Origin of the sequence: Streptomyces xylophagus (genome assembly GCF_000716435.1) — a bacterium.
Taxonomy (GTDB): Bacteria; Actinomycetota; Actinomycetes; order Streptomycetales; family Streptomycetaceae; genus Streptomyces; species Streptomyces xylophagus.
Genome location: NZ_JNWO01000043.1, coordinates 1 through 23,313 on the forward strand (window position 1 = coordinate 1; position 23,313 = coordinate 23,313).

General features: G+C 70.9%; 14 protein-coding genes. 9 read left to right on the plus strand and 5 right to left on the minus strand.

The features are described from left to right. Nucleotides 1-1,777 precede the first annotated feature (1,777 nt). Both OO70_RS47360 and OO70_RS47365 read left to right on the plus strand, forming a co-directional pair. Entirely contained in the window at nucleotides 1,778-2,758 is a 981-nt protein-coding gene (locus OO70_RS47360; protein WP_043686869.1) for a hypothetical protein, read from the plus strand. A 36-nt stretch (nucleotides 2,759-2,794) separates the two neighbouring features. Then, nucleotides 2,795-3,277 (plus strand): DUF456 domain-containing protein, encoded by a 483-nt coding sequence (locus tag OO70_RS47365; protein WP_043686871.1) that lies wholly within the window; start codon nucleotides 2,795-2,797, stop codon nucleotides 3,275-3,277. A 62-nt stretch (nucleotides 3,278-3,339) separates the two neighbouring features. Here OO70_RS47365 and OO70_RS47370 read toward each other — a convergent pair whose 3' ends face one another. Beyond that, on the minus strand, nucleotides 3,340-4,548 hold the full coding sequence (locus tag OO70_RS47370; RefSeq protein WP_043686874.1) for an SGNH/GDSL hydrolase family protein: 1,209 nt from the start codon (nucleotides 4,546-4,548) through the stop codon (nucleotides 3,340-3,342). Between the two features lie 172 nt (nucleotides 4,549-4,720). Between OO70_RS47370 and OO70_RS47375 the strand changes: the two genes are divergently transcribed. From OO70_RS47375 to OO70_RS47385, 3 genes are all read left to right on the plus strand, one after another. Beyond that, nucleotides 4,721-5,092, plus strand: coding sequence for a PPOX class F420-dependent oxidoreductase (locus OO70_RS47375; protein ID WP_051742353.1), 372 nt, complete (start codon nucleotides 4,721-4,723; stop codon nucleotides 5,090-5,092). A 105-nt stretch (nucleotides 5,093-5,197) separates the two neighbouring features. Further along, nucleotides 5,198-8,569, plus strand: coding sequence for an ABC transporter permease (locus OO70_RS47380; protein WP_234337111.1), 3,372 nt, complete (start codon nucleotides 5,198-5,200; stop codon nucleotides 8,567-8,569). Between the two features lie 361 nt (nucleotides 8,570-8,930). Further along, nucleotides 8,931-11,759 carry a hypothetical protein gene (locus OO70_RS47385; RefSeq protein ID WP_234337112.1) on the plus strand — a complete coding sequence of 943 codons (2,829 nt, stop codon included), beginning with the start codon at nucleotides 8,931-8,933 and terminating at the stop codon, nucleotides 11,757-11,759. A 35-nt stretch (nucleotides 11,760-11,794) separates the two neighbouring features. Here OO70_RS47385 and OO70_RS47390 read toward each other — a convergent pair whose 3' ends face one another. The 4 genes from OO70_RS47390 to rsgA all read right to left on the minus strand — a co-directional run bounded on the left by OO70_RS47390 (nucleotide 11,795) and on the right by rsgA (nucleotide 16,094). Continuing rightward, complete coding sequence (locus OO70_RS47390; RefSeq protein WP_407702897.1) at nucleotides 11,795-12,805, minus strand: ABC transporter ATP-binding protein; 1,011 nt, start codon at nucleotides 12,803-12,805, stop codon at nucleotides 11,795-11,797. A 121-nt stretch (nucleotides 12,806-12,926) separates the two neighbouring features. Further along, a complete protein-coding gene (locus OO70_RS47395) occupies nucleotides 12,927-13,469 on the minus strand; it encodes a methylated-DNA--[protein]-cysteine S-methyltransferase (protein WP_051742363.1) in 543 nt (180 codons plus the stop codon). Between the two features lie 8 nt (nucleotides 13,470-13,477). Then, a complete protein-coding gene (locus tag OO70_RS47400) occupies nucleotides 13,478-14,878 on the minus strand; it encodes a DNA-3-methyladenine glycosylase 2 family protein (protein WP_078651861.1) in 1,401 nt (466 codons plus the stop codon). 112 nt (nucleotides 14,879-14,990) lie between these two features. Beyond that, nucleotides 14,991-16,094, minus strand: coding sequence for a ribosome small subunit-dependent GTPase A (gene rsgA, locus OO70_RS47405; protein WP_199827542.1), 1,104 nt, complete (start codon nucleotides 16,092-16,094; stop codon nucleotides 14,991-14,993). A gap of 1,256 nt (nucleotides 16,095-17,350) precedes the next feature. Between rsgA and OO70_RS47410 the strand changes: the two genes are divergently transcribed. The 4 genes from OO70_RS47410 (at nucleotide 17,351) to OO70_RS47425 (ending at nucleotide 23,196) form a co-directional block, all read left to right on the plus strand. Next, the gene (locus OO70_RS47410) at nucleotides 17,351-17,923 is read left to right on the plus strand and encodes a hypothetical protein (RefSeq protein ID WP_158711639.1); all 573 of its coding nucleotides are present in this window, start codon (nucleotides 17,351-17,353) and stop codon (nucleotides 17,921-17,923) included. A 119-nt stretch (nucleotides 17,924-18,042) separates the two neighbouring features. After that, nucleotides 18,043-21,084, plus strand: a complete 3,042-nt coding sequence (locus OO70_RS47415) for a hypothetical protein (RefSeq protein ID WP_158711640.1) — start codon at nucleotides 18,043-18,045, stop codon at nucleotides 21,082-21,084. Then, nucleotides 21,081-22,178: a UbiA family prenyltransferase gene (locus OO70_RS47420; RefSeq protein ID WP_043686893.1), complete on the plus strand. Its 1,098-nt coding sequence runs from the start codon at nucleotides 21,081-21,083 to the stop codon at nucleotides 22,176-22,178. Before OO70_RS47415 ends, OO70_RS47420 begins: the two co-directional genes overlap by 4 nt. After that, nucleotides 22,126-23,196 (plus strand): fatty acid desaturase family protein, encoded by a 1,071-nt coding sequence (locus OO70_RS47425; protein WP_043686895.1) that lies wholly within the window; start codon nucleotides 22,126-22,128, stop codon nucleotides 23,194-23,196. The genes OO70_RS47420 and OO70_RS47425 overlap by 53 nt, the downstream gene beginning before the upstream one ends. The last annotated feature ends 117 nt before the right edge of the window (nucleotides 23,197-23,313 follow it).

A 23,313-nucleotide genomic window follows, 5' to 3' on the forward strand; every position in this document is an offset into this window, starting at 1 on the left:
GATGGGGAGGGGCTGCGGGGTGGGGGCGGCCGATGGCTGGGGATAGGGGCGCGGGTCGAACGGACGGTCCGGGCGCGGAGATTGCGGGGCGACGGCGGGGTTGTCGGTGGGGGGTGCGGAGGTGGGCTGCGGGTAGAGGTTCCGGGCGGACAGCCCGTCCGGGCGGAAGTCCTCCGGAGCTCCGGCGGGACTGGCGACAGGGGGTGCGGGAATGGCCGGAGACTGCGGTGAGGTGCGCGGTGAGGACGGGCCATCCGGACGGACAGACTGCGGACCGTCGGCAGGGCGCGCCGGAGCCGCCGATGGCTGAGGGGCGGAAAGCCCGTCCGGACGACGGTCCCCCGGAGCGACGGCGGGGTTGTCGCCAGAAGGCGCCTCAGCCACCGGACGCTGCGGGTACGCGGGCGGGAACTCGGCACCGGCGGCCCGCTGAGGGTCGACCGGCGAGAGGTCGGGCTGTGTGTCCGCGTGCGGGCCCTGCCGGGTCGGCGCGGGCGGAGCCTTGTCGCTGGGGGCAGCGGGGGCCACGGGCCTGAACACCGGAGGCTCGACATGCGGATCCGCACCGGGAGCTGCCGGGGCAAGGGGCGTGAACACCGGAGGCTCAACACTCGGGTCCACAGCAGGAACCGCCGGGGCAAAGGGCGTGAACACCGGAGGCTCGCCATGCGGATCCGCGCCGCCGCCTCCCGGAGCCGCAGACGGCGAAGCGGTGCCGCCGGAGGCTGCGGTCGGGAGGGCACCCGGAGCCGCCGCGCCAGCCGTGTCACCCCGGAGGGGACCGGAACCATCCGTACCCCCCGCCGAACTGCCCCCGGCACCACCCGCCCCCGAAACACCGGACGAGCCACCCTCATCGCCGTCCCGAACCGCCCGGGGCGGCGCCCCATCGACCGGCAACCATGACGCGGTAGCAGCGGTGCCCGGTGTCCCTGTAGCCCCATGGAGCGGAGGTCCGGGCGGGAACGGAGGCGCACTGGACGGTGGTTCCCAGGAGGCGCGCGGGGCGGTGGAACCCGTAGCAGCAGGAGGTTCGGGTTCGGCGCCCGCGCGGGGCCCCGGGACACCCGGGCCCCCCGGACGCGCCCGGTCATCCGCCGGAGGCACACTCACCGTCCCCGCCGCCGAGGCGAACCGGTCGTCCACGGAGTCGGCCGCGGCCGTCGGTCCCGTGTCGTCCGCGGTGTCGTCGTACAGCTGGCCCCACCAGTCGTCCTCGTGACCGGTCGGCGATCCCCCCTGCTGGCTCATGCCCCTAATTGTCCACCGCGCGGGCCGGATGAAAACGGGGCGTCCGGAAAATCCGGTGCGCGCCCCTCCTCGAACGGCGTGTCGGATGACGGACCGAACACCCGTCCGCCACAGGGCAGTACAGGGCCGCCGGGCGATTCCACCCCCCACGGGAGAACCGCCCGGCGACAACTGGGTGACCCGGCCCCAGATCCCCTACATGCCTGCGCACGTCATGGGGCCGGGTCACGTTCCAAGTGACCGAATCCCGTTGCGGGTTCGGACCGTCCGGTCCCGAGTGTGACCTGACTTCCTGAAGATCCGCTGTGATTCGCGGACCGTCTCCCCCTGGATTCGCTGTGCGTGAATCCGCAGGCCAAGCAGGACCAATACGGGCATTGCGGGCGGCAGTTGATGCCGCGGTGGCGCAACCTTGGCAGAGGGGCGGGTGGTACGGCGATGATGTGCCGAGGCGGGTTCGCGCCGTGGCTGTTTTCCGCCACGGAGCGCGCGACGCGACGGGGTCTTCGGGGAGGGACGGCACCTGATGCTGGGAGCGATAGGCCTGGACGAGGCACATGAATCGGCGTACCGGGCACTGGTGTCCGTCGGCGCCGCGGACGTGCCCGATCTCGCCAGGCGGCTGACCCTCGGCGAGTACGACACCGAGCGCGCCCTGCGCCGACTGGAGCGGCACGGACTCGCGGCCCAGTCGTCGGCCCGCCCCGGCCGCTGGGTCGCCGCCCCGCCCGGGGTGGCCCTGGGCGCCCTGCTCACCCAGCGACGGCACGAACTGGAGAAGGCGGAACTGGCCGCCGCGCTGCTCGCCGAGGAGTACCGGGCGTCCGCCGCCGAGACCGCCGTACACGATCTGGTGGAGGTGGTGATCGGTGCCGCGGCCGTCACCCAGCGGTTCCTCCAGCTCCAGCTCGGCGCGACCGAGGAGGTGTGCGCGCTGGTCACCGGGAACCCGGTCGCCGTCACCGGCATGGAGAACGACGCGGAGGAGCAGGCCGCAGGCCGCGGGGTCCGCTACCGCGTCGTCCTCGAGCGCGCGGTGCTCGACCTGCCGGACGGGATCACCGAGCTGACCGCCGCGCTCGGCCGCGGCGAGCAGGTTCGGGTGGTGGACAAGGTGCCGACCAAGCTGGTGGTCGCCGACCGGACCCTCGCGATGGTGCCGCTGACCTCGCACAGCGCGGAGCCCGCCGCGCTCGTCGTGCACGCGAGCGGCCTGCTGGAGCTGCTCTGCGGGCTCTTCGAGTCGGTGTGGCGGGACGCCCTTCCGCTGTGCCTGGAGCCGTCCGGCGCCACCGAACTGGAGCCGGACGGCCCCGACGGCACGGACCTGGAGGTGCTGTCCCTGCTGCTGGCCGGGCTGACGGACGCGAGCGTCGCGAAACAGCTCGACCTGGGCCTCAGGACGGTCCAGCGCCGGGTGAAGCGGCTGATGGAGCTGACCGGCGCGACGACCCGGCTGCAACTGGGCTGGCACGCCTACGAACGGAGCTGGGTGGCCCGTGGCTGACCTGCGATTTCACCCGGTGTCCCGCAGGCTGGGCAGATGGGAGTGGGTGAACTCCTGCTGGTCGGCGTCGTCATCCTGCTCGGCCTGTGCGGAGTCTTGGTGCCCGGAGTGCCGGGGTCGTGGCTGGTGTGGGCCGCGGTCCTGTGGTGGGCGCTGAAGGACCCGCAGCCGGTCTCCTGGGGCGTCCTCGTGGGCGCCACGGTCGTCCTCCTCCTCGCCCAGGTGGTCCGCTGGGCTCTGCCGCCGCGACGGCTGCGCGCGAGCGGCGCGACCCCCCGGATGGGCGTGTACGCGGGGGTCGGCGCGCTTCTCGGCTTCGTGCTGATCCCGGTGCTCGGCGCGATCCCCGGCTTCATGGCCGGGATCTACGTCCACGAACGCCTGCGACTGGGCCGGCACGGCGAGGCCATGGCCTCCCTTCGTACGGCGATGCGCTCGGGCGGCTCCAGCGTGCTGACCGAGCTGTTCACCTGCCTGCTGATCATGGGGGCGTGGGTGGGCGCGGTGGTCTGGGGCTGATTCGAGGGGCTGATTCGAGGGGCTGATTCGAGGGGCTGATTCGAGGGGCTGATCCCGGGGGCTCAGTCGAGTGCGGTGAGGTCGACCGTGTCGGCGAGCGCCCGCATGCCCGCGTCGTTGAAGTGGAGGTGGTCGCCGCTGTCGTAGGCGGGCAGGATCCGCTGCGGCTGCGCCGGGTCGCGGACGGCGGCGTCGAAGTCGACGACCGCGTCGAAGGGGCCGCCGGCGCGGAGGGAGGCGTTGATCTGCTGCCGTACGGCTTCGCGGGCCGCCGTGTACGCGCTGTAGCCGCCGTACGGGGTGAGGGTCGCGCCGATGACGCGGATGCCGTGGGCGTGGGCGCGGGTCACGAGGGTGCGGTAGGCGTCCTCGAAGGCGTCGGGGTCGGTGGCGTTCGGGGTGCCCTTGATGTCGTTGATGCCCTCCAGGACGATCACCACCCGCACCCCCGACCGCGACAGCGCGTCGGCGTCGAAGCGGGCCAGGGCGCTCGGTCCGACGTCCTCGCGCAGCAGGCGGTTGCCGGAGATCCCGGCGTTGAGGACACCGAGGCGGCGGTACGGGGGCAGGGCGTTCAGGCGCTCGGCGAGCCGGTCGGGCCAACGGTGGTTGGCGTCACGGGTGGAGCCGTTGCCGTCGGTGAGGGAGTCGCCGAAGGTGACGACGCTGCCGGCCGCCGGGGCGTCGAGGACGTCGACGCCGGTGACGTAGTACCAGGAGGTGGTGGTCGTCGTGTACGCGGAGCCGTCGGTGTCGGCCGCCCAATTGCCGCTCGGGGCGCGGTAGTTGGTCTGGCCTGCCGCGCGGTGGTAGGTCGCCGGGCCGGAGTCGTCGGGCGTGTGGACCGTGACCAGGAGGTCCGCTCCGGCGGGTACGGCGAGCGGGACGACGTCGGTGACCAGGTCCTCGCCGGCCGGGATCGTGGCCGTTCCGGAGCCGTTGAACGTGGCGGTGCGCATCGAGCCGGGCACGGCGTCCGCGCCCGTCTCGCGCAGGGCGACGGTCACCGCGTCGAGGCGGAGGGGGGCAGTGCCGAGCCGGTTGGTGAGCCGGACGCGGGTGGCGCTGCCGCCGACGCTGAGGTGCACGACGTTGCGGAAGGAGGCGCCGGGGTGGGCGGTGGCGGTTCCGGAGGGGGCGGCCTCCCAGGTACCGGTCCAGGTGTCGACCGCTGCGCGAGCCGGGGCCTCGGCGGTCGCCGTGCCCTGACCGACTCCCGCTCCCAGTACGACCACCAGCATTGCCACGACGATCCGTCCGGCCCCGACCATGAACGCTCCACCTCTCCCCACCGACCACGAGGAGGCGACCGTGCCACGCGGGGACGGGCCGGCGACGGAGCATCACCGGTGGCCGCCGCCGTATCCGCCTGTCCGGAGTAGGGCGGAGGACGTAGATCCTGAAGCCGATGCGCCGGGCGGGCAGGCGTGTTTGGCTGCGGGCATGACCGAATTCACCGACGCCGAGCGCGTGTACCTCGAGTCGCAGCGGCTGGGGCGACTCGCCACCGTCGACCCCAACGGCCAGCCGCAGGCGAATCCCGTCGGCTTCTTCCCGCAGGACGACGGGACGATCCTGGTCGGCGGCTATGCGATGGGTACGACGAAGAAGTGGCGCAATCTGCGGGCGAACCCGAAGGTCGCGCTGGTCGTGGACGACATCGTCAGTGTCCGGCCCTGGAAGGTACGCGGCATCGACATCCGCGGCGAGGCCGAACTCCTCGTCGGCCCGCACGAGTTGGGGCCGCACATGAGCGAGGAGGTGATTCGCATCCGTCCTCGGCGGATCCACAGTTGGGGACTGGAGTCCGAGTAGGGAACCCCGTTCGGATCGGCGGACCGGTGCCCCGGGCTCAAAGATCGGCAATTCTTGCCCAGTTGGGGGATGCCTGGTAGGACTGTGACGCGCCGTCACCGTCACATGTTCGATTCTGCGGGGGTTCATGTGGTCGCCACGGCCTACACGTCCTCGCCACGTCGACGCCCCGACGCTCCGCGCCCAACTCGGCGGCGGCTTCCCGCAGTTGCCCGGCGGGCCACGCAGCACGGGCTGGTGCTGTCCGCCGTCGCGGTGACCGTGCTGCTGTGCGCGACGGCACTGGCCGCGCTCGCGGCGCTGGCCGGGAGCTCGGTGCAGGCCGGTGCCGTACGACGGCTGGCCGGGGACCTCGGCGCGCAGGTGAACGTCAACGCGTCCTTCCGGGCCGGGGGGATGGCCACCGCCGACCGGGATGTACGGGCCGCCGGTGAGCGGGTGTTCGCCGGGGCGCCGCAGCGGACCTATGTCGGGCTGCTGGGCACGTCGCCGGTCTCGGTGACGGGGATCGACGGTGTCGTGGGCCCGCCGCGCGGCCCTGGAGGCAGCGGGCTGCACCCCGTCGCGGTGCAGGACGGCGGCAGGTTCGGGCAGTTGACCGCCGGGCGGTGGCCCGCCGGTACGGCCGACGCCCCGGCCGGCGCGTTCACCTCGCTGCCCGCTGTCCCGGTCGCCACCGGGTCCACCGCGTCGGTCGACACGGCGGTGCCCGAGGCGCTGGCCAAGCGGCTCGGCGTCACAGCCGGTTCCCGGCTCCGGGTGCAGGACGCCTTCAGCCGCGCCATGACGCTGCGGATCACCGGCGTCTTCCGGGCGACCGGTGCCGTCGGGTTCTGGCCCGCGATGGCCGGCGACCTGACCCAGGGCGAGACCGCCGACCAGGACCTGCTGGTGGTGTCGGCGTCGGCGCTCAACGGCAGTGCAGTCCTCAACGGGCATCTGACGGCCCACTGGAGCATGCAGCCCGACTTCTCCCGGCTCGACGCGGACGGCCTGGCCGGGCTGCGCGACCGGCTGCGCGCGTTCTCCGGCAGTCAGAGCCGCGTGTCGGTGTTCGGCGGGCGGGAGCCGTCGCTGGCCGACGTGACGGTGGCCTCCGGTCTGCCGGGCGCGATCGACGAGCTGACGGTGCCGATGGTGGCGGCCCGTTCCTCGCTGTATCTGCCGAGCGTGATGCTGGCGGTCCTCGCCCTGGCCACCCTGGTGCTGGCCGCCCGCCAGCTGACCGTGCGCCGGCGCGACGAACTGGCCCTGCAACAGGCCAGGGGCGCCGGCACCCTGCGGTTGCTGCGCGGCGCGACGGCCGAGTGGGCGCTCACCGGCATCCCTGCCGCCGTCCTCGCGCCCTTCCTGGCCGGGCTGCTGCACCCCGGCAGCCGGGGCGCCGACGCGTGGGCGGCCGTAGGCCTGACTCTGCTGGTGCACGCTGCTGCGGTGCTGCTGCCCGTGCTGCCGTCGGCGCGGTCGCGGCCGGTTCGCGGCGCGCGGGCGGCCGCCGCGCAGCGGCTGGGCGCCGACGTCGCGCTGCTGGCCGTAGCGACTCTCGGCTATCTGGAGCTACGGCGGCACCATTCGCTGATCGCCGACGTGGGCACGGGCAGCGCCTCCGCCGACCCGGTGCTCGTCCTGGTGCCGACCCTGGTGGCCGGCGCCGCCGCACTCCTGCTGCTACGGCTGCTGCCGCTGACCTCGCTGCTGCTGGACGCGTTCGGGCGTCGTAGCCGGGGCCTCGTTCTCGCCCTGGCGGGCTGGCAGTTGAGCCGGCGGGCCGAGCGCAACGCGGGGCCGGTGGTGCTGATGTGTCTGGCCGTGTCGTTGAGCGCCTTCGCCACCACCGCGCTGGCATGTCTGGGCGGCCTGGCGTCCGAGGAGGCCGCGTTCAGCGTCGGCGCGGACGTACGGATCACCCCGTCGGCGGACGACGGCTACCCCGCGCCCGTACTGGGCGCCGCCTACCGCTCGCTGCCGGCGGTGACCTCCGCGACCCCGGTGACGCAGTCAACGGTGAACCTGCCCGGCGGCGCCACCGAGAACCTGGTCGGCACGATCGGCGGGTCCGCGCCCCGCACCCCGTCACCGGTCGTCTTCGGGATACCGCTCCCCGGGCGTCCGACCGCGCTGCTGCTGGACGAGCGGCTGCGCAGCGACGGCAGCCGTACGGCGCCGAGCCTGGAGCTGACCGTGCAGGACGCGTCGGGTCTCGTCAGTGCCGTGTCCACCCGCCTGCCGGCCGCAGACGGAGCCCGGCACACCCTCGTGATCCCGCTCGGCGTGGCGCTGAGCGGCGGCCACCTGCGGGCGTATCCACTGACGGTGACCGCCATCAACGTCCTGCCGCAGCCGAACGCACGTCCCGCGCGGTTGGACCTGGACCTGATCCGGGTCGGCGCGCGCGGCGCCACGGACACCTGGGTCACCCGGCTGCCCGGCGGACAGACCTGGGCCGACGGCACGGACCACTCCGCCGACGCCACCGAGGGCGCCTGCAAGGGAAAGCTGTCCGGCAGCTACGGCCCCGGCGTGCCCGGGGTGTGCTCGATCGTTCCCGGCGGCACCGAGGTGCTCCGGACCACCGTCAGCACCGGCATCCGGCCCTCCCAGGCGATCTCGGACAGCTTCGGCGGTCTGTCCGACAGCGACTACGCCACCGTGTCCGGCAGTCAGGTGCGCTTCGTGGCGGGCCCGGGCGGTGATCCCGCGCCGCTTCCGGTGCGTGCCGACGCCTCGGCGCTGCGCGACGCGCGGCTGCGCGTGGGCGGCACCACCACGCTGGACATGGGCGGCGGCCGGGTCACCGCCAAGATCGTGGGCCAGGTCGACTCGCTGCCCGGCCTCGGCCGAGGACAGGGGCATCTGATCGCCGACCAGCGCCGCCTCGCCACCGCGCTGACGCTGGCCGGTGTCGATCAGGAGGACCCCGCGTTCTGGTTGCTGGACAGCACCGACAGCGCGCGTACGGCCGCCGCCGTCGAGGCACAGCCCGCGCTGGGCCAAGTCACCACCACGGCACGCACAGCCGTGTCCCTTCAGGCCGACCCGTTCCGCAGCGGGCTGCGCCGGGTGCTGGACCTGGTCCGGTATCTGGCCCCCGGTTTCGCGGTCATCGCCTTCACCGTGCACGCGGTGGTCTCCACCCGCCAGCGCCGCAAGGAGTTCGCCCTCCTGCGCGCGATCGGCGTCCGCACCAAGAGCCTGTCCGCGCTCCTGGCCGCCGAGCAACTGAGTCTGGCGCTGTTCGCCGTGGTCCCGGGCGCGCTGATGGGCATGGCCCTGGCCTCGGCGGTCCTGCCACTGATCACCGTGGACGACACCGGCCAGGCCCCCTATCCCCCGCTCCCGCAGATCATCCCCTGGGCCACGGTGACACTGACCGCCGTGGCGACCGCCCTGGCCATCAGCGCGGTCGTACTGGCACTGGCCCGCCTGCTGTCCCGGGTGGACCTGGTGCGGGTGCTGCGAGCGGGGGAAGACCGGTGAGCGGTACGGCCGGGCGCGGCCGGGAATGGCGGACGGTGCCCCAAGTCGTGGACAGGGACGCGGAGATGACCCGAGGCGGGGGCAGGGGCGCGGAGGTGACCCGAGCCGAGGACATGAGCGCGGCGGTGACGCGACCCGTGGGGCCAGGCGCAGCGGTGCCCCGAGCAGTAGACACCGGCGGGGTGGTGACGCGAGCCGGAGGCACGAGCACGGCGGTGACGCGGCCCGTGGGGCCGGGCGCAGCGGTGCCCCGAGCCGTGAACGCAAGCACGGCGGTAAGCCGCCCCGTGCGGCCAAGCCCGGCAGAAAAGGGCCGACCGTGACCCGAACCGTGGAAACAGGCGCGCCCGTGAGGCGACCGGTGAAGCCGAGCGCAGCGGTGACGCGGCGGCTGATACGCAAGGAGACCCGTGGTGATCTGCCGCTGCTGGTCTGCCTCGCGGTGCTGGTCCTGGTGTTGACGGCGCTGTGCGCCTGGGCCCCCGCCCTCGCGGGTCGGCAGGAGGACCGGGCGCTGCGGCAGCGTGTCGACGCCGCGCAGGCCGAGGGGCCGCTGATCAGCCTGAGCACCACGGCGGAGATCTTCAACACCGCGCCGCCCTCGGTCGACATGGCCGCCCTGCTCGGCGCCGGCCGCACCCTCACCGAGCAGCTCGGCGGCTCCGCCGCGCGGCGCCTGACCTTCAACGGCGGCGGCAGCTACGACTACGACCCGGCGTCCCTGATCACACCGAGGCCGCCGGGGCCCGCGAACACCACCACGAATCTGACGGTCAGTTACCTGCCGTCCGCGCGAGCCCATCTGCGCTACGTCAGCGGTCACGCGCCCGCCGACCACACACCGCTGACCACCGCGCCGCAGATCGGTCTGTCGCAGGCCACCGCGCAGGCGCTCGGCGTCCGGGCCGGCAGTCGGCTGGCCCTCGAGTTCGCCAAGACGCCCGGGGCACAGAACGCACCGCCCCACGCGGAACTGCTGGTGAGCGGGATCTACCGCACCACGGCCACCACCGACGACTTCTGGACCGGCCGCGAGACGCTGGACCAGCCGTCGCGCTACCCGGCGGAACGCTCCACCGGCACGGTGCTCGCCGTCCAGGGCCTCGTCGGCCTCGACGCCGCCGACCTGCTGGCCGGCGCCGGGGTGGGCGGCCCACGGGTGACCTGGCAGTTGCGCGCCGACCTCTCCGGCGCCGCGCTCGACAAGGCCCGCGCACTGACCGGGCCGCTGTCCCACTACGGCGCGGACCTGAGCGCCGCCCGGTGCCAGGGCAGCGACTGGGTCACCGGCGACATCGGCTGCCTGGTCGGCGGCCAGGCCACCCAGTCCCTGCTGGTGACCGACTCCCTGACACCGCTGCTCGCCGCGTTCACCGCGCAGGACCAGCAGGCCAGAGCGCTGGCGACGTACGCCGTCGACGCGGTCGCCGCGGTCGCGCTGACCACCGTCGCCGTCTCCGTACGACTGCTGCTGCGCCGACGGCAGGCGCATCTGCGGTTGCAGCGGGCGCGGGGCGCGTCCACCGCGCGGCTGGTGCTGCTGCGCTGCGCCGTGGCCTGGCCGGTGGTGCTGATCGCGGCCCTGCTGGGCTGGGCGGCCGGACAGGCGCTCGCGCCCACCGGCACGTCCGGATCGCCGCAGCCGGTGCCCGCCGCGCTCGCCGCCGCCGTGGTGGCGCTGACGGTGCCGCTGATGACCTGGCTCGCGGTCCGCGAGCCGCGCAGGCCCGGCCGGTTGCGCCGCTCGCGCCGGAAGACCGCCGTGGGCCGGCGTGTGGTCCTGGAACTGACGGTGCTGCTCGCGGCGGCGGCAGGCGTGGTCGCGCTGCGCTCCCAGGGCCCCGACGGGATTCTGGGCGCGGTGCCGGTGCTGGTGGCGCTGGCCGTCGTACTGATCCTGCTGCGGCTCTACCCGCTCGTCCTTCGCCTGGTGCTACGGCAGACCCGGCGCGGCCGGGGAGCGGTGGGCTTCGTCGGGGCGGCCCGGGCCGCGCACGACGCACCGGCGACCGGGCTGGCCCTGTTCGTCCTGGTCCTGACCCTGGGCACGGCCGTGTTCGGCGGCCTGGTGCACCGTACGATCGACGACGGTCTGGCCACGGGTGCGGCCTGGACCACCGGCGCCGACGCGAGCGCGACGACCGCCGGGACCGCGACAACCCCGCCGGGGGCCGGCACCACGACCGGAATACGGACCGCCGTCCAGCGTCTGTACACCCTCGACATGGTGGGGCAGACCGACGGCGCGGTGTTCTCCCAGGTCGCCGTGATCACCCTGGATCCCCGCCAACTGGCCGCCGTAGCCCCGGAGTCACCGCTCGCCGACGCCCTGCTGTCCCGCCTGACCACCCCGCCGGGAACCCGGGCCGACGCGAACGTCCCGCTGCCGTCCTTCGTCTCACCCGACCTGCGGGCGAGAGAACGCACCGGCGACTTCACCTCCACCGTGGTGACCCAGGGCAAGCCCCCGGTGAACCTGACCTTCGAACCGGTCGGCACCCTCACCGCCGCGAACCTGCGCGACTCCCTCCTCGGTCCGGTCACGGCACAACTCGCCCCCGGGACGCCGATGTTGATCACCACTGCCACCGCCGAGGATCTGATACCTCAACAGTCCTCAGGCAGCACGGTGTTGCTCCTGAAGACCGAAGGTCCCGCCACTGCCGAACCCGCGGCGCTGCGGTCGGCGGCGGCCAAGGCGCTCGGACCGCTGGCCCGGATCCGCGTCCGCTCCGAGACCCTGAACTCCCTGCGCACGGACGGCCTGACGCAGGGCCTCGGCACGCTCTACACCACCACCTCGCTCCTGGCCGCGCTGTCGGGCCTACTGGCTCTCGCTCTGGAACTGACCCTCACCTCCCACGAGCGCGGCCGCACCACCTCGTACCTGCGCACGCTCGGACTGGGCGGCAAGGAGGCCGGGGCGATCCACTTCCTGCAACTGCTGCCGCTGGCGGTGGCCTCGGCGGTGGGCGGCACGCTGCTCGGACTGCTCGAACCGCGGCTCATGGCAGGGACGTTGGACCTACGGCAGTTCACCGGCGGCCCGGCCCAACCGGCGCTGCGGACCGACTACTCGCTGACCCTCGCCCTCGTCGCCGGCGTGACCGCGCTGATCCTGGCAGCAGCGGCCACGGAGACGGTCCTTGCGCGTCGGCGCCAACTGGGGGCGGTACTGCGCCTGACGTGACGGCTGTCCGGGAGAGAGGACACGGGGCGAACCTCCTACTGCGCCCTCTTGTCGCCGCCCGCCCCTGCCTCCTCCGCCTCGGACTTCGCCCTCCGGGCGGCCTCGTCCGGCCATACGCCGATGTGGTCGCTCTCCAGGGCCAGCCGCACCCGCTTGCGCATGTGCAGACGCTCGGTGAACTCGCCCGGCAGCTGCAGCCGACCGCTGCCGTCGAGCACGGCGAACTCCTCGGCGGAGTGCACCTCGACGCCGTCCTCGCCGGTGGCGACCCGGCGCAACACCTCTGTCGACGTACGGCCGTTGCGGATCCGTACGGTGCGCTGGACCTGCTCGGAGACCAGCGCGTCGTGGGTGACCACGACCACGGTGACGCCCAGGTCCTCGTTGGCCCGGCGCAGCGCGGCGAAGACCTCGTCGCTGGTGGCGGTGTCGAGCTCGCCGGTGGGTTCGTCGGCGAACAGCACCCGGGGTTCGTTGGCGTTGGCCACGGCGACGGCGACCCGCTGCTGCTCGCCGCCGGAGAGGGTGTCGGGGGTGCGGTCCCGGCAGTGGCCGACGGACAGCAGGTCGAGCAACTCCTCTGCCCGGGCCCGGCGTTGGGAGCGCTTGATCCCGGTGTACGTCATCGGAAGCATCACGTTCTCGGCCGCCGTGAGGTAGGGCAGCAGGTTGCGGGAGGTCTGCTGCCAGACGAAACCCACCGTCCCGCGCCGGTAGTTGAGCCGGTCCCGGCGCTTCATCGCGAGCAGGTCGTGTCCGGCGACCTCGGCGGCACCGGCGGTGGGCACGTCCTGGCCGGAGAGGATGCCGAGTAGCGTGGACTTGCCGGAGCCGGAGGCCCCGATCACCGCGATCATCTCGCCCTGCGCGACGGCCAGATCGAGGCCCTGGAGGGCCTGCACCTCGACGCCCTCGGTCTGGTAGATCCGCACCAGGTTCTCGCAGACGACCAGCCCCTCCTCGCGCTGCGGGACGGCGGCAGCGGCGGCCCGCCGACGCAGCTCGTCCAAGTCCGGTGCCCTGGACGGCTGTTCGTGAACTGCCACGCGGTCCCCCGAGGAGGTGAAGTGTGCGGACGAGCTGTCGGACAGCGGCCAGGGTAGTGCGGAAGTGCGACGAGGCAGGCCCCGTCTCCCCTTGCTCCTTACTCCACTTACTCCTTACTCCTTACTCCACCGAACCCAGCGCGTCTTCCAAGGTCAGCAGCAGCACCTTGCGGTCAAGTCCCCCCGCATAGCCCGTCATTGACCCGTCGGCGCCGATCACCCGGTGGCAGGGGCGCACGACCAGCAGCGGGTTGGCGCCGATCGCCCCGCCCACGGCCCGGACGGCGGGCCGGGACGCGCCGATGCGGGCGGCGATCTCGCCGTACGTCGTCGTCGCGCCGTACGGGACGGAGTCCAGGGCGTTCCACACCCGCTCGCGGAAGTCGGTGCCGGAGGTGCGCAACTCCAGGTGGAATTCCTTGAGTTCACCGGCGAAGTAGGCGGCGAGCTGTTCGCCGGCGGCACGGAAGGGGCCGGGGTCCTGCCGCCACTCCGGCTGCACGGTACGGCCGCCCTTCTGGCCGGGGACGGAGAGGGAGGTGAGGGCGCCGGTGTCGTCGGCGGTGAGGAGGAGTCGGCCGAGAGGGCTCTCGAAACTCGTCCAGCGGACGATGGTCGGGTCGGTCACCTGATCTGTCACCTGATCTGCCGTCAGGTCGGTCATCGGGTCGGTCATCGGGACTCCAACTCCCCTGCCGTGCGCAGGTGTTGTACGGCGTACGAACGCCAGGGGCGCCAGGCGTCCGGAACGTCGGCGCCGGGCGGCGCCACGTCGGGGTCGCCGAGGGCGCGGGTGCGGATGACGGCGACGGTGGCGGCGTCCATGCCGGGCAGCGCGAGCAGAGCGTCCTGCGCGTCGTCCCGGTCGACGCCGGCGTCGAGTCGTACGGTGCCGTCGGCCAGGGCGGTGGCGAGGGCGGCCAGGGGATCGCCGAGCGCGGTCCCGGCCAGGGCGGTCGGCTCGGGGAACAGGTGGGTGAGGGTGCCGGACGGGGCATCCAGTGTCTTGCCGTGCCGAAGCACCAGCTCCCCGGCCGCCGCCTGCCCCACCAAGGCCCGTACCGCCAGTTCCTCGGGATCGGCGGCGCCCGGTGAGCGCAGTCCCGGCCGGGCCGCGACGAGTGGGCCGAGCCGGGGATCGTCGCCCAGCCGCTCGTCGACGGCGTACGGATCGGCGTCGAGGTCGAAGAGCCGACGCAGCCGCTGTACGGCGGTGGTCAGGTCGCGGTGGTCGGAGAGGTGCAGACGGGCGTCGAGCCAGCCGCCGGGGTGGGCCGGGGTCGCGGCACTGAGGGCGCCGGGGCGTTCGTCGACGGCGGCGATCCCGGTACCGTACGGGAGGCGGAGGGTGCGGCGGTAGGTGCGGCGACCCGGGGTGCCGGTGATCTCCTCGATGCCGGGGATCGCCTCGCGTTGCAGCAGGTCGAAGACGGCGCCGGACTGATACGGGCCCCGGTGCGCGAGGCGCAGAGGGATTCCGGCGGCCGACCCGGTCCCTCTCCCTCTCGTCGGACCCTTGGGAGCGCTGGTGCGCAACTCGCTCGGGGTCGACGCGTACACGGCGCGGATCGTGTCGTTGAACTGGCGCACGCTGGCGAACCCGGCCGCGAAGGCGATCTCCGTGATCGGCAGGTCCGTGGTCTGCACCAACACCCGTGCGGTGTGCGCCCGTTGGGCCCGGGCGAGGGCGACGGGACCGGCGCCGAGTTCGGCGGTGAGCTGTCGCTGGACCTGCCGTGCGCTGTAACCCAGCCGTACGGCGAGCCCGGCGACGCCCTCGCGGTCCACCACGCCGTCGCCGATCAGCCGCATGGCGCGGCCCACGACATCGGCGCGCGCGTTCCACTCGGCCGACCCCGGTACGGCGTCGGGACGGCACCGCCGGCAGGCCCGGAAACCCGAGCCCTGCGCGGCGGCGGCCGTCGCGAAGAACCGCACATTGCGCCGCTTCGGCGTCACTGCCGGGCAACTGGGCCGGCAGTAGATCCCGGTCGTGGCGACGCCGAAGAAGAACTCGCCGTCGAACCGGGCGTCCCGGCTCCGTACGGCTTCGTACCTGGTGTCTTCGTCCATCACGCCCTCCAGTCTCCGCCATCCCCGGGTATGGGGCTGGCGGAAATCGGACGTGGCGTTGACGCGGTGCCGGACTGGACCGGGCCGGGTTGAACCGAAGTGGGCTGGGCCGCTACGCCCGGCGCCCCCGCTTCGCCTCCATGGCGGCCTTGCCCTCCGCCCCCTTCCGCTTCCAGTCGCGGCGCAGTTCGGCCCTGACCCGGGCGTCGGTCTTGGCGACGATCCACTGGTTCTCGCGCATGAGCTTGCGGTAGCTGTCGAGCCGGCGTTCGGGCAGCTCGCCCGAGTCGAGGGCGGCGAGCACCGCGCAGCCCGGCTCTGCGGTGTGGGCGCAGTCGTGGAAACGGCACCGTCCCGCCAGTTCCTCGATCTCGGCGAAGACCTGTCCGACCCCGGTCTGCGCGTCCCAGAGTCCTACGCCGCGCAGCCCTGGGGTGTCGATCAATACCCCGCCGCCGGGCAGGACGAGCAGGTTGCGCGTGGTCGTCGTGTGCCGGCCCTTGCCGTCCACGTCACGCGTCGCCTGGACATCCATCACGTCCTCGCCTAGAAGCGCGTTCGCAAGCGTCGACTTGCCCGCACCGGACTGCCCGAGCAGCACGGACGTACCCCCGGCGGCGACCGCGGCGAGGACGTCGGTGCCCTCCCCGGTCGCGGCACTGACACTCAGCACCGGCACACCCGGCGCCGTCGTCTCCACGTCCTGCACGAGATACGACAGCGTCACCGCGTCCGGCACGAGGTCGGCCTTGGTCAGCACGACCACGGGCTGGGCACCGGACTCCCACGCGAGCGCGAGAAACCGTTCGATACGGCCGAGGTCGAGTTCCCCGGTCAGCGGTACGGCGACGATCGCGTGGTCGACATTGGCCGCGAGGATCTGCCCCTCGGACCGCTTGGAAGAGGTGGACCGCACAAAGGCGGTGCGGCGCGGCAGGAGCGTTCGTACGTACCGTGGACTGCCGCCCTCGGGATCGACGGCGGCCCAGTCGCCCGTGCACACGACCTTCATCGGGTCACGCGGAACGACGAACTCGGTGTCCGCACGGACGGTACCGGCCGACGTGACGACATCGCACAGGCCGCGGTCGACCCGTACGACGCGGCCAGGCAGGAGCCCCTGCTCGGCATACGGTACGAACTCGGCCTCCCAGTCCGCATCCCAGCCGTAGACGGCAAGAGGATGCGAGGAAACCGAAACAGAAGAGAAAGACAAGGGGTGACCCTTCACAAGGGTGGCCCGGCACCGCGCACAGAGACGCGGGAAGAGTGGAGAGGTCAGCCGGAGGCCACGGAAGTGGACTTGATGAACTTCCGGATGCGGGCAGCGCCCATCACAGAGACAGCCATCGGTCACACCTCCCAGACACGCTCAAGTCACGCACGGCAACGTGTGGTTGCCGCTCGAACAACACCGACTCTAGAAGGTGCGTGGGCTGCGATGCCACCGAATTACGGGGCACCCATAGCGAACACGCTCCCGTCCTTCCGTAGGCCCCAGCATCCTGTGCCCACGGCACCAGACCGCCGAGATCGGCAACCCAACCTCGGGGAAGCTCTGTCACCGCATACGGATCGTTGAGTATCACCACATCGCCCAGTGCTGGAGCGGTCGTCGATACGTCACTTCGGAGGATGCGACCCCAGCCGATACCTGGCGAGGCGGTGACCACCTGGTTGGCTCATCTCAGGAGTGAGGTCCGGGTATTCCGAGGCTGTCTCTTCTGCCCGCAGTCGATCGAGGCAGCGTGTCACGCGTGTCTGGGCTACCGAGAGACCGCTCGACCGCGGTGACGGTGGGGTGGCGTCCGGCGGCGTCAGCCAGTTCGAGGACAATATCGATGGCAGCCATAACGGCGTCGGCGTCGGACCGGGCGCATTCACAGCTTGGGCTCCGGGGCCTGGAGGGCGAGGAACGAGGCCCCTCTCGCGGCGTTGCTCTTCGAGGTGATGCCGGACGTAGGGGGCAGTCGCCGCCGACGAGCGCGGTGTCCGGAGCGCCCACGCGGCAAAACGGGCCTGTCTGTTGGCGGGAGACAACAAAGTCGCGGCCGGGCCAACGCCTGGCTGTTGCCATGATCGGTGCCTCGATAAGGCCGGACGGCGTGCTGCACAGGGCACGGTCAGGGTTTGTAGACGCGGGTGAGAAAAGTGCCCGGGCACAGGTGCGGGTCATAGCGGGCCAGGATGCGGCGCAGGGAGACGCGTTTCGGCCTCCGCTCCCACCAAACCGGTCAAGGCCAGCTGGTCGTCAGACATCGGAGCTCCCTGTTCTGGTCAGGCGGGTGGGCTCGAGGTAGACCCCGGCAAGCATCGTTCAGCATGCAGACGGCCCAGCAGGCGGTGTCCGTTTCTCGGCGGCGCCTCGGACGGTTCCCACCCAACAGAATGTGATTTTCTAGTGTCAGTGCGTGAGGTCACCGTGCTACTGTCCCCACCCGAGGCGAGCCGCTCACGAGGGGGAACTCACAGGTGACGGAGCCTTTTACACTGGCATCGATCGGTGCCGCTGCGCTCAGCCAGGGCATCAGTTTTCTCTACGGGCAGGCTACGGATCTGCTGACACGATGGCGCGATCGCCGGGACGCTGCCGCTCCCGACGCCGGATCTTTCGTTGCGGCGCCTGCGCCAGGGGTGGACGCCTCCGCTCTGTCTGGTGAGCTCCAGCCACGGGCCGTCGACGAGACCGCGATCCGCGATCACGAGGAACAGATGATCGAGCTGACCGAGCGACTCAGCTCCTACGCCACCGGAATCCGGCGGGCTGATCCTGGTGACCAGCAGCTTGTCGCCCAAGTGGAGTCGCTGCGGGGGCTGTTGGAGCTGGCCTACCGCCAGCGCATCACGTTCAGCGGAGAACGACGGCAGCCGAGCGGTGGTTCCATCGACGTCGCCCTGACTGTCCAGCGTGTGCACGGCAATCTCACACTGGCCCATATCAAGTCCGTGCATGGCGAAGGGCAGTTGAACGTGACCGGGACCATCGACGTCGTGGAACGCGGCGGCAAGGTCACCGGCTTCGAGGGTGACAGCCTCGGCAGCTGACAGCCGGCCGGGAGGTACGGGGGATCTCCATGAGCGTTGACTCAAGGGACGGCAGATCGGCGTGGCGGCAGACCGAGGGCGCCGGACCGCATCCTGCGCAATCCTTGGTCCCTGACCAGGTGCGGACTGCCGCCGAGCAGTTTACCGGCCGAGAATGGCTTCTACCTCGCCTCGACGAGTGGCTGTGGCATCGGCCGGAACGGTTCGCTGTGCTGACCGGAGCACCCGGCGTCGGCAAGACGTCGATCGCCGCCTGGCTGGCCGGAGCCGGTCCGACAGCCGATGGAGACGCGGCCGAACTGCTGAGCCGTATACGCAAGAGTTGGAGTGCCGTGCACTTCTGCAGCCGCCGGTTCGCCGGAGCGAGCACCGACCCGAGGGCTTTCGTCAGCAGCATGGCCAAGCAGCTGCAGGCGGCATACCCAGACCGGTACGGCAGAACTGTCACCCCCATGCCAACCGGCTTGGTGCAGTCCGATCTGGCCGTCCATCACAACATGGGGGACGTCACCGGAGTGCGCGTCGAGAACCTCTGGCTGGGCGGCACGCCAGTGACCGAGGCATTCGGTCGGGCCGTCTTGGAGCCGGTCGGCGACCTCACCATCGACGGCCTACCAGTCGCCTTCATGGTGGACGGACTCGACGAAAGCCTCTGGCACGGTGACCAGACGTCCATCGCATCTCTCGTGGCGAGGTTGAGCGAGCTGACGGGTGCGGTCAAAGCACTCGTGACGACAAAGCCGGACCGCCGGGTGCTCAGCCTCTTCCCCGACGCACTCGTGATCGATCTTGGCGCCGACGAGTTCGACGCGCGCAATCGCGCGGACGTCGCGCGTTTCATTCGCTCCAGGGTCACAGTCGACGACGATGCTCCAGACTCGCCGCCGGCGGGCACCTCCGACGGCCTGGCAACCGCGGCCGGCGGCAACTTCATGTATGCCGCGCACGTGTTGCGTGATCGCGGCAACTCGGTCAGCGCGATCTCTGTACGCGGACTGCCGTCCAGCCTGCCGGAATTGTACCGGGAGTATCTGGACCGGCTCATACCTGAGTCACTGAACTATGGCAGGCGCGAGAAGTGGACCGAGGACTATCTGCCCCTTCTCGGACTGCTGGCGGTGGCGTTTGAGCCGCTGTCGATCGCGACGGCCGCTTGCATCCTCGCCCAGCCGCGGTCCCAGGTCATGGCGCGCATTGATGAACTTCAGCAGATCGTTTCCCTGGTGGGGAAGGAACACGATCAGATCCAGTATTTCCATTCCTCGCTGGCGGACTTCATCACCACGCAGTCCATGATTCGCACATTCCTGAACCCTTACTACGTGCCATCCGCTGAGTCGCACCGGAGAATCGCAGATGGCTACCTGCGCAGGCACAACGGCGCCAGTTCCGCCCAATGGGCCGACTGCGACGGCTACGGCCTCGCGTATCTCGTCAGCCATCTGTACGAGGCCGGGCGCGAGGAGGTCCCGGGTGGCGCGTACTCCCGATACCTGTATCAGCTGGTGACCAACTCGTCTTTCCTCAACGCCCAGTTAGGAAGGAACATGGACGACGCCGTGGTCCGAGCGGGGCAGCTCGCGGTCGACCGCGCGGTCGCCACCGCCGACCGTGCGACCCTGCTCAGGCTCGTGGACATGTATGCCACTAGCGAGGAGATCGTCCTCAATGGTCTCGCCACAACCGCGCTCGTGCGGTGGTACGAACAGTTCCCAGGGTCGGAAATCCTGACTCTGCTGCGCCATCCGTTGCCGACCGTGCGGCGGGTCGCCACCAATGCGGCATACCGCATCGGTCTCACCGCCGACCTCACCACGGTGATCGCGCTAGACAAGGACGCGGAGCTCCAGCGGACAGTCGCTTACATGGTGTATCTCAACTGGGCACAGGGGCACCACGCGGCGGTTATGACGTTCGTGGAGAACCTCGTGCGGGGAGCGCGATTCCTGTCGCCGGTTGACGCCTCCCACAGGATTCGCTTCGTTGTCGACGCCTCGATCTTCGTATTCATCAATGACCCGAACAACCGCGAACTCATCGAGTGGGGCGACGGTCTGTGGTACGACCTCCTCGTACACAGACTGCGGGCCCAGACCCTCGTTGGATCGGAGCTGTTCCGACGGGCGATGTCGTTCATCGGGGGCAGGGTTTTCGGGCGGCGTCTCGCCGAGACCGCGGTCTCGGCCGATCTGCAGGATCCGCGCGCGTATTTCAAGGGTGACCCCCGGAACCGCGAACTGCTCAGCCGCGTTGTGCCCTTGTTCGAACCGGGGGCGGAACTCGTCGCCAACTACGGTCTCCTATCGGACATCCTTTCGTCGGACATCCTCCTGATCCGCAAGGCGGGCGCCATGGCGTTGGGCGCGATCTACTGCCGTATGGCCGATCTGCCCGACCAAGAAACCTTGTTGAAGCAACGTTTCAGGGAACTCACACCGCGTGCCCGACTGTGGCATCTGATCGCCTTCTGCTTACTGTTCCCGACGGCCACGGACATGCGGCCCTTCGTGGCCTGGCAGACGCATCAACTGATCGAGCACGACAGGGCGATACTCGTCTCGCGGGATTCCGGGCAGTTGAGCGGCTTCAACCTGTTCTTGCTACCGCTGGGACTGGCCTGCGGGAAGGTGGGCGCACCGTTGGACGGGATCGAGAGGGTGCTGGCCTCGGCGCTCGAGACCAGGGATCACGCCCTCGTCGCCAGCGTTACCGAGGGCCTAGGGTTGGTCGGGTTCTACTACCCACGCCAGGCATTGCCGCTTCTTGCCCTGGTGTGCGAGCGGGCCACCTCCAAACACATCACCAAGGAGCTGACCACGGCCCTCGGCATGATCTCGGTGCTTCATCCCGAGGATGTGGATGTCGTTTTGCGCGACACCGGTCGGCTCGATCTGCGCGGTGATGTCCTCGCCCATGCGGACGTGGGAGCGACACGGCAACTCTTTGACGGCGTTGCGTTCTTCAGCAATGGCGTAAACCAGACGCTGCGTTACCCGCTGATGCGCAAAGCGTTCATCCAGGAACCCCTCAAGGAACTGGTCAAAGCCCGCTCCACCGGTCAACTCGCGTCCAGCATCACGCGGAACATGTTGAAACTGCTGCGGGATCACGACTATCACCTGGCTGCGTGGACCGCCCGCACGGACGAGGGTGACGCATGAGGGCACCGGGCGGCCACCCGGGTTGGCGAAACGTCAGGGAGTTCTTCCGCCTGCCTCTCATCGGAGGCTCATCAGCGACCCTGCTCCTCGGATTGGCCACCGCCCACACGCCCCTTGGCCCCGACCATCTTGGCCTACTCCTCCTCGTCGCCGTGCTCTTCCACATCCAAGCCGCCCTCGGCAACGACCTCGTCGATCTTCACATCGACCGGGCCGACCCCATGCGGGCGCTCTCACCTCTGGTCCGGGGAATCGTCGCTCAAGGTGTGGCCCGAGCCGTGGGAGCCGCAGCGTTGGGCGGGCTGTTCGTAGGCATCATGTTCGCGTCGGGCGATGCGGTCGGCCGCAGCGCCGCGCTGGGCGTCGCGGTCGCCGGAGTCGGGGCCTACAATTTATGGGGCAAAACGGGAGGTCTCCCGCTGCTCACCGACCTGGCGCAGGGCGTCGGTTGGGCTGGCCTGGCGGCGTACGCGGCTGTGGTGTCGGGCGGTGTCAGCTGGCTGACCCTGCTGGTCGGGCTCGAACTGGTCGGCTACACGATGCTGGTCACCGGTGTGCACGGCTCTCTGCGCGACCTGGCCGTGGACAGTGCCCAGGGTGGCCTCACCACGGCGATGGTGCTGGGCGCGCGCTTTCAGGCCGATGATGTGACGTTGCCCCGGCGGCTGCACATGTACGTGGACGCCCTGCACGCCCTCCTGGTGGGTCTCTGCCTGGCGACGGCGGTGATCGGGCCGTCGACACGTTGGGATGCGGTCGTCCTGTCACTCGCCGGGGCGGCCCTTGCGGTGGCCGCCTGGGCATTCGCACGCCGCGCGCTGCGCACCGGCATTGATGAGGCGACCCGACTGCGGATCGGCTCGGCCAACATGCTGATCGCATTTGCATCGATCTGCGCACTGGCCGGAACTGGCGGTCGGCCACTGCTGTCGGCTGCGGCGCTTGGCGTGTTCGTACTTCCGCTCACCGTCAATCCGCACATCCGCGCGGCTTTCACTGCGCCGCTCCGGATGTCACGCCCTCCCCGGGAGGACAGTCGTCTTGGACCAGCCGCACTCGACATCAATCCCACGTCACCAGACCCTCTACGCTGAGCTGCTGCGCGACATCCAGCGCCGTGGCCTGCACCGGCGGCGCCACGGCGCCTATATCGTCCGTGCCGCGATACTCCTGGGCTTCCTGGGCCTCCTACTGACCGCGCACATCAGGCTGGGCGACTCCTGGTGGCAACTCGGCCTGGCCGCAGCTCTCGGGATCGTCTTCACCCAATGCGCGTTCCTCGGCCATGACGTCGCACACCGCCAAGTCTTCGCCTCCACGGCCTGGAGTGAACGCGTCGGCCGCCTGGTCATCAACGGGCTGGTGGGCGCCAGTTACGGCTGGTGGCAGTCACGGCATCGCCCTCACCACGTCAATCCGAACAAGGTAGGCACAGACCCAGACGTCCGTGATGGCATCCTGGTGAACACTGGGCCGGGTGAGCGAGTCCGCCGCACGGCGCTCGGCCGTCGGACAACCCGCCACCAGGGCTCCCTGTTCTTCGCCCTGCTGCCACTGACCATGCTCAAACTACACGTGGACGCGGTCGCGGCGACGGCGAGAAGGGCCTCGCCCCCTTCTCACCGGAGCATCGAGGCACCGCTCCTCGCACTGCGCCTCGCAGGATTCGGGATCCTGGTCTTCACCATGCTGCCACCGCTCAAGGCGCTGCTCTTCCTCGCGGTTGAACTGGCCGTCTCAGGCTTCTACCTCGGGGCGTGCTTCGCGCCGAATCACATCGGGATGCCGATGCCGGCCGTCAACGCCTCGCTCGACTTCCTACACCGGCAGGTGCTGATGTCCCGCAACGTCCGCGGCGGCAGGTTCATGGACCTTGCGATGGGCGGGCTCAACCGCCAGATCGAGCACCACCTTTTCCCCGCCATGCCTGGCCCTCATCTCCGCCTCGCAGCCCCGGTGGTACGCGCCTTCTGCGAACGCCACGCAGTGCCATACGCCGAGACCGGCCTATTCATGGCATACGGCAGCGTCGTACGCCACCTCAACCACGTGGGCTTCCGCGGCACCCCTCGCTACGTCTGCCATGCTGCGGCGACCCTGCGCCCGACGTGACGCGCAGAAGGCGTCACCAGTGGGACTCCGCCGGGCGGTAGCCATGGCTCTCCAGGGAACTAATGGTCAGTGACACGGGAGGCGTTCAAAAGCTCGGAGAACTTCTCCGTAGCAGAC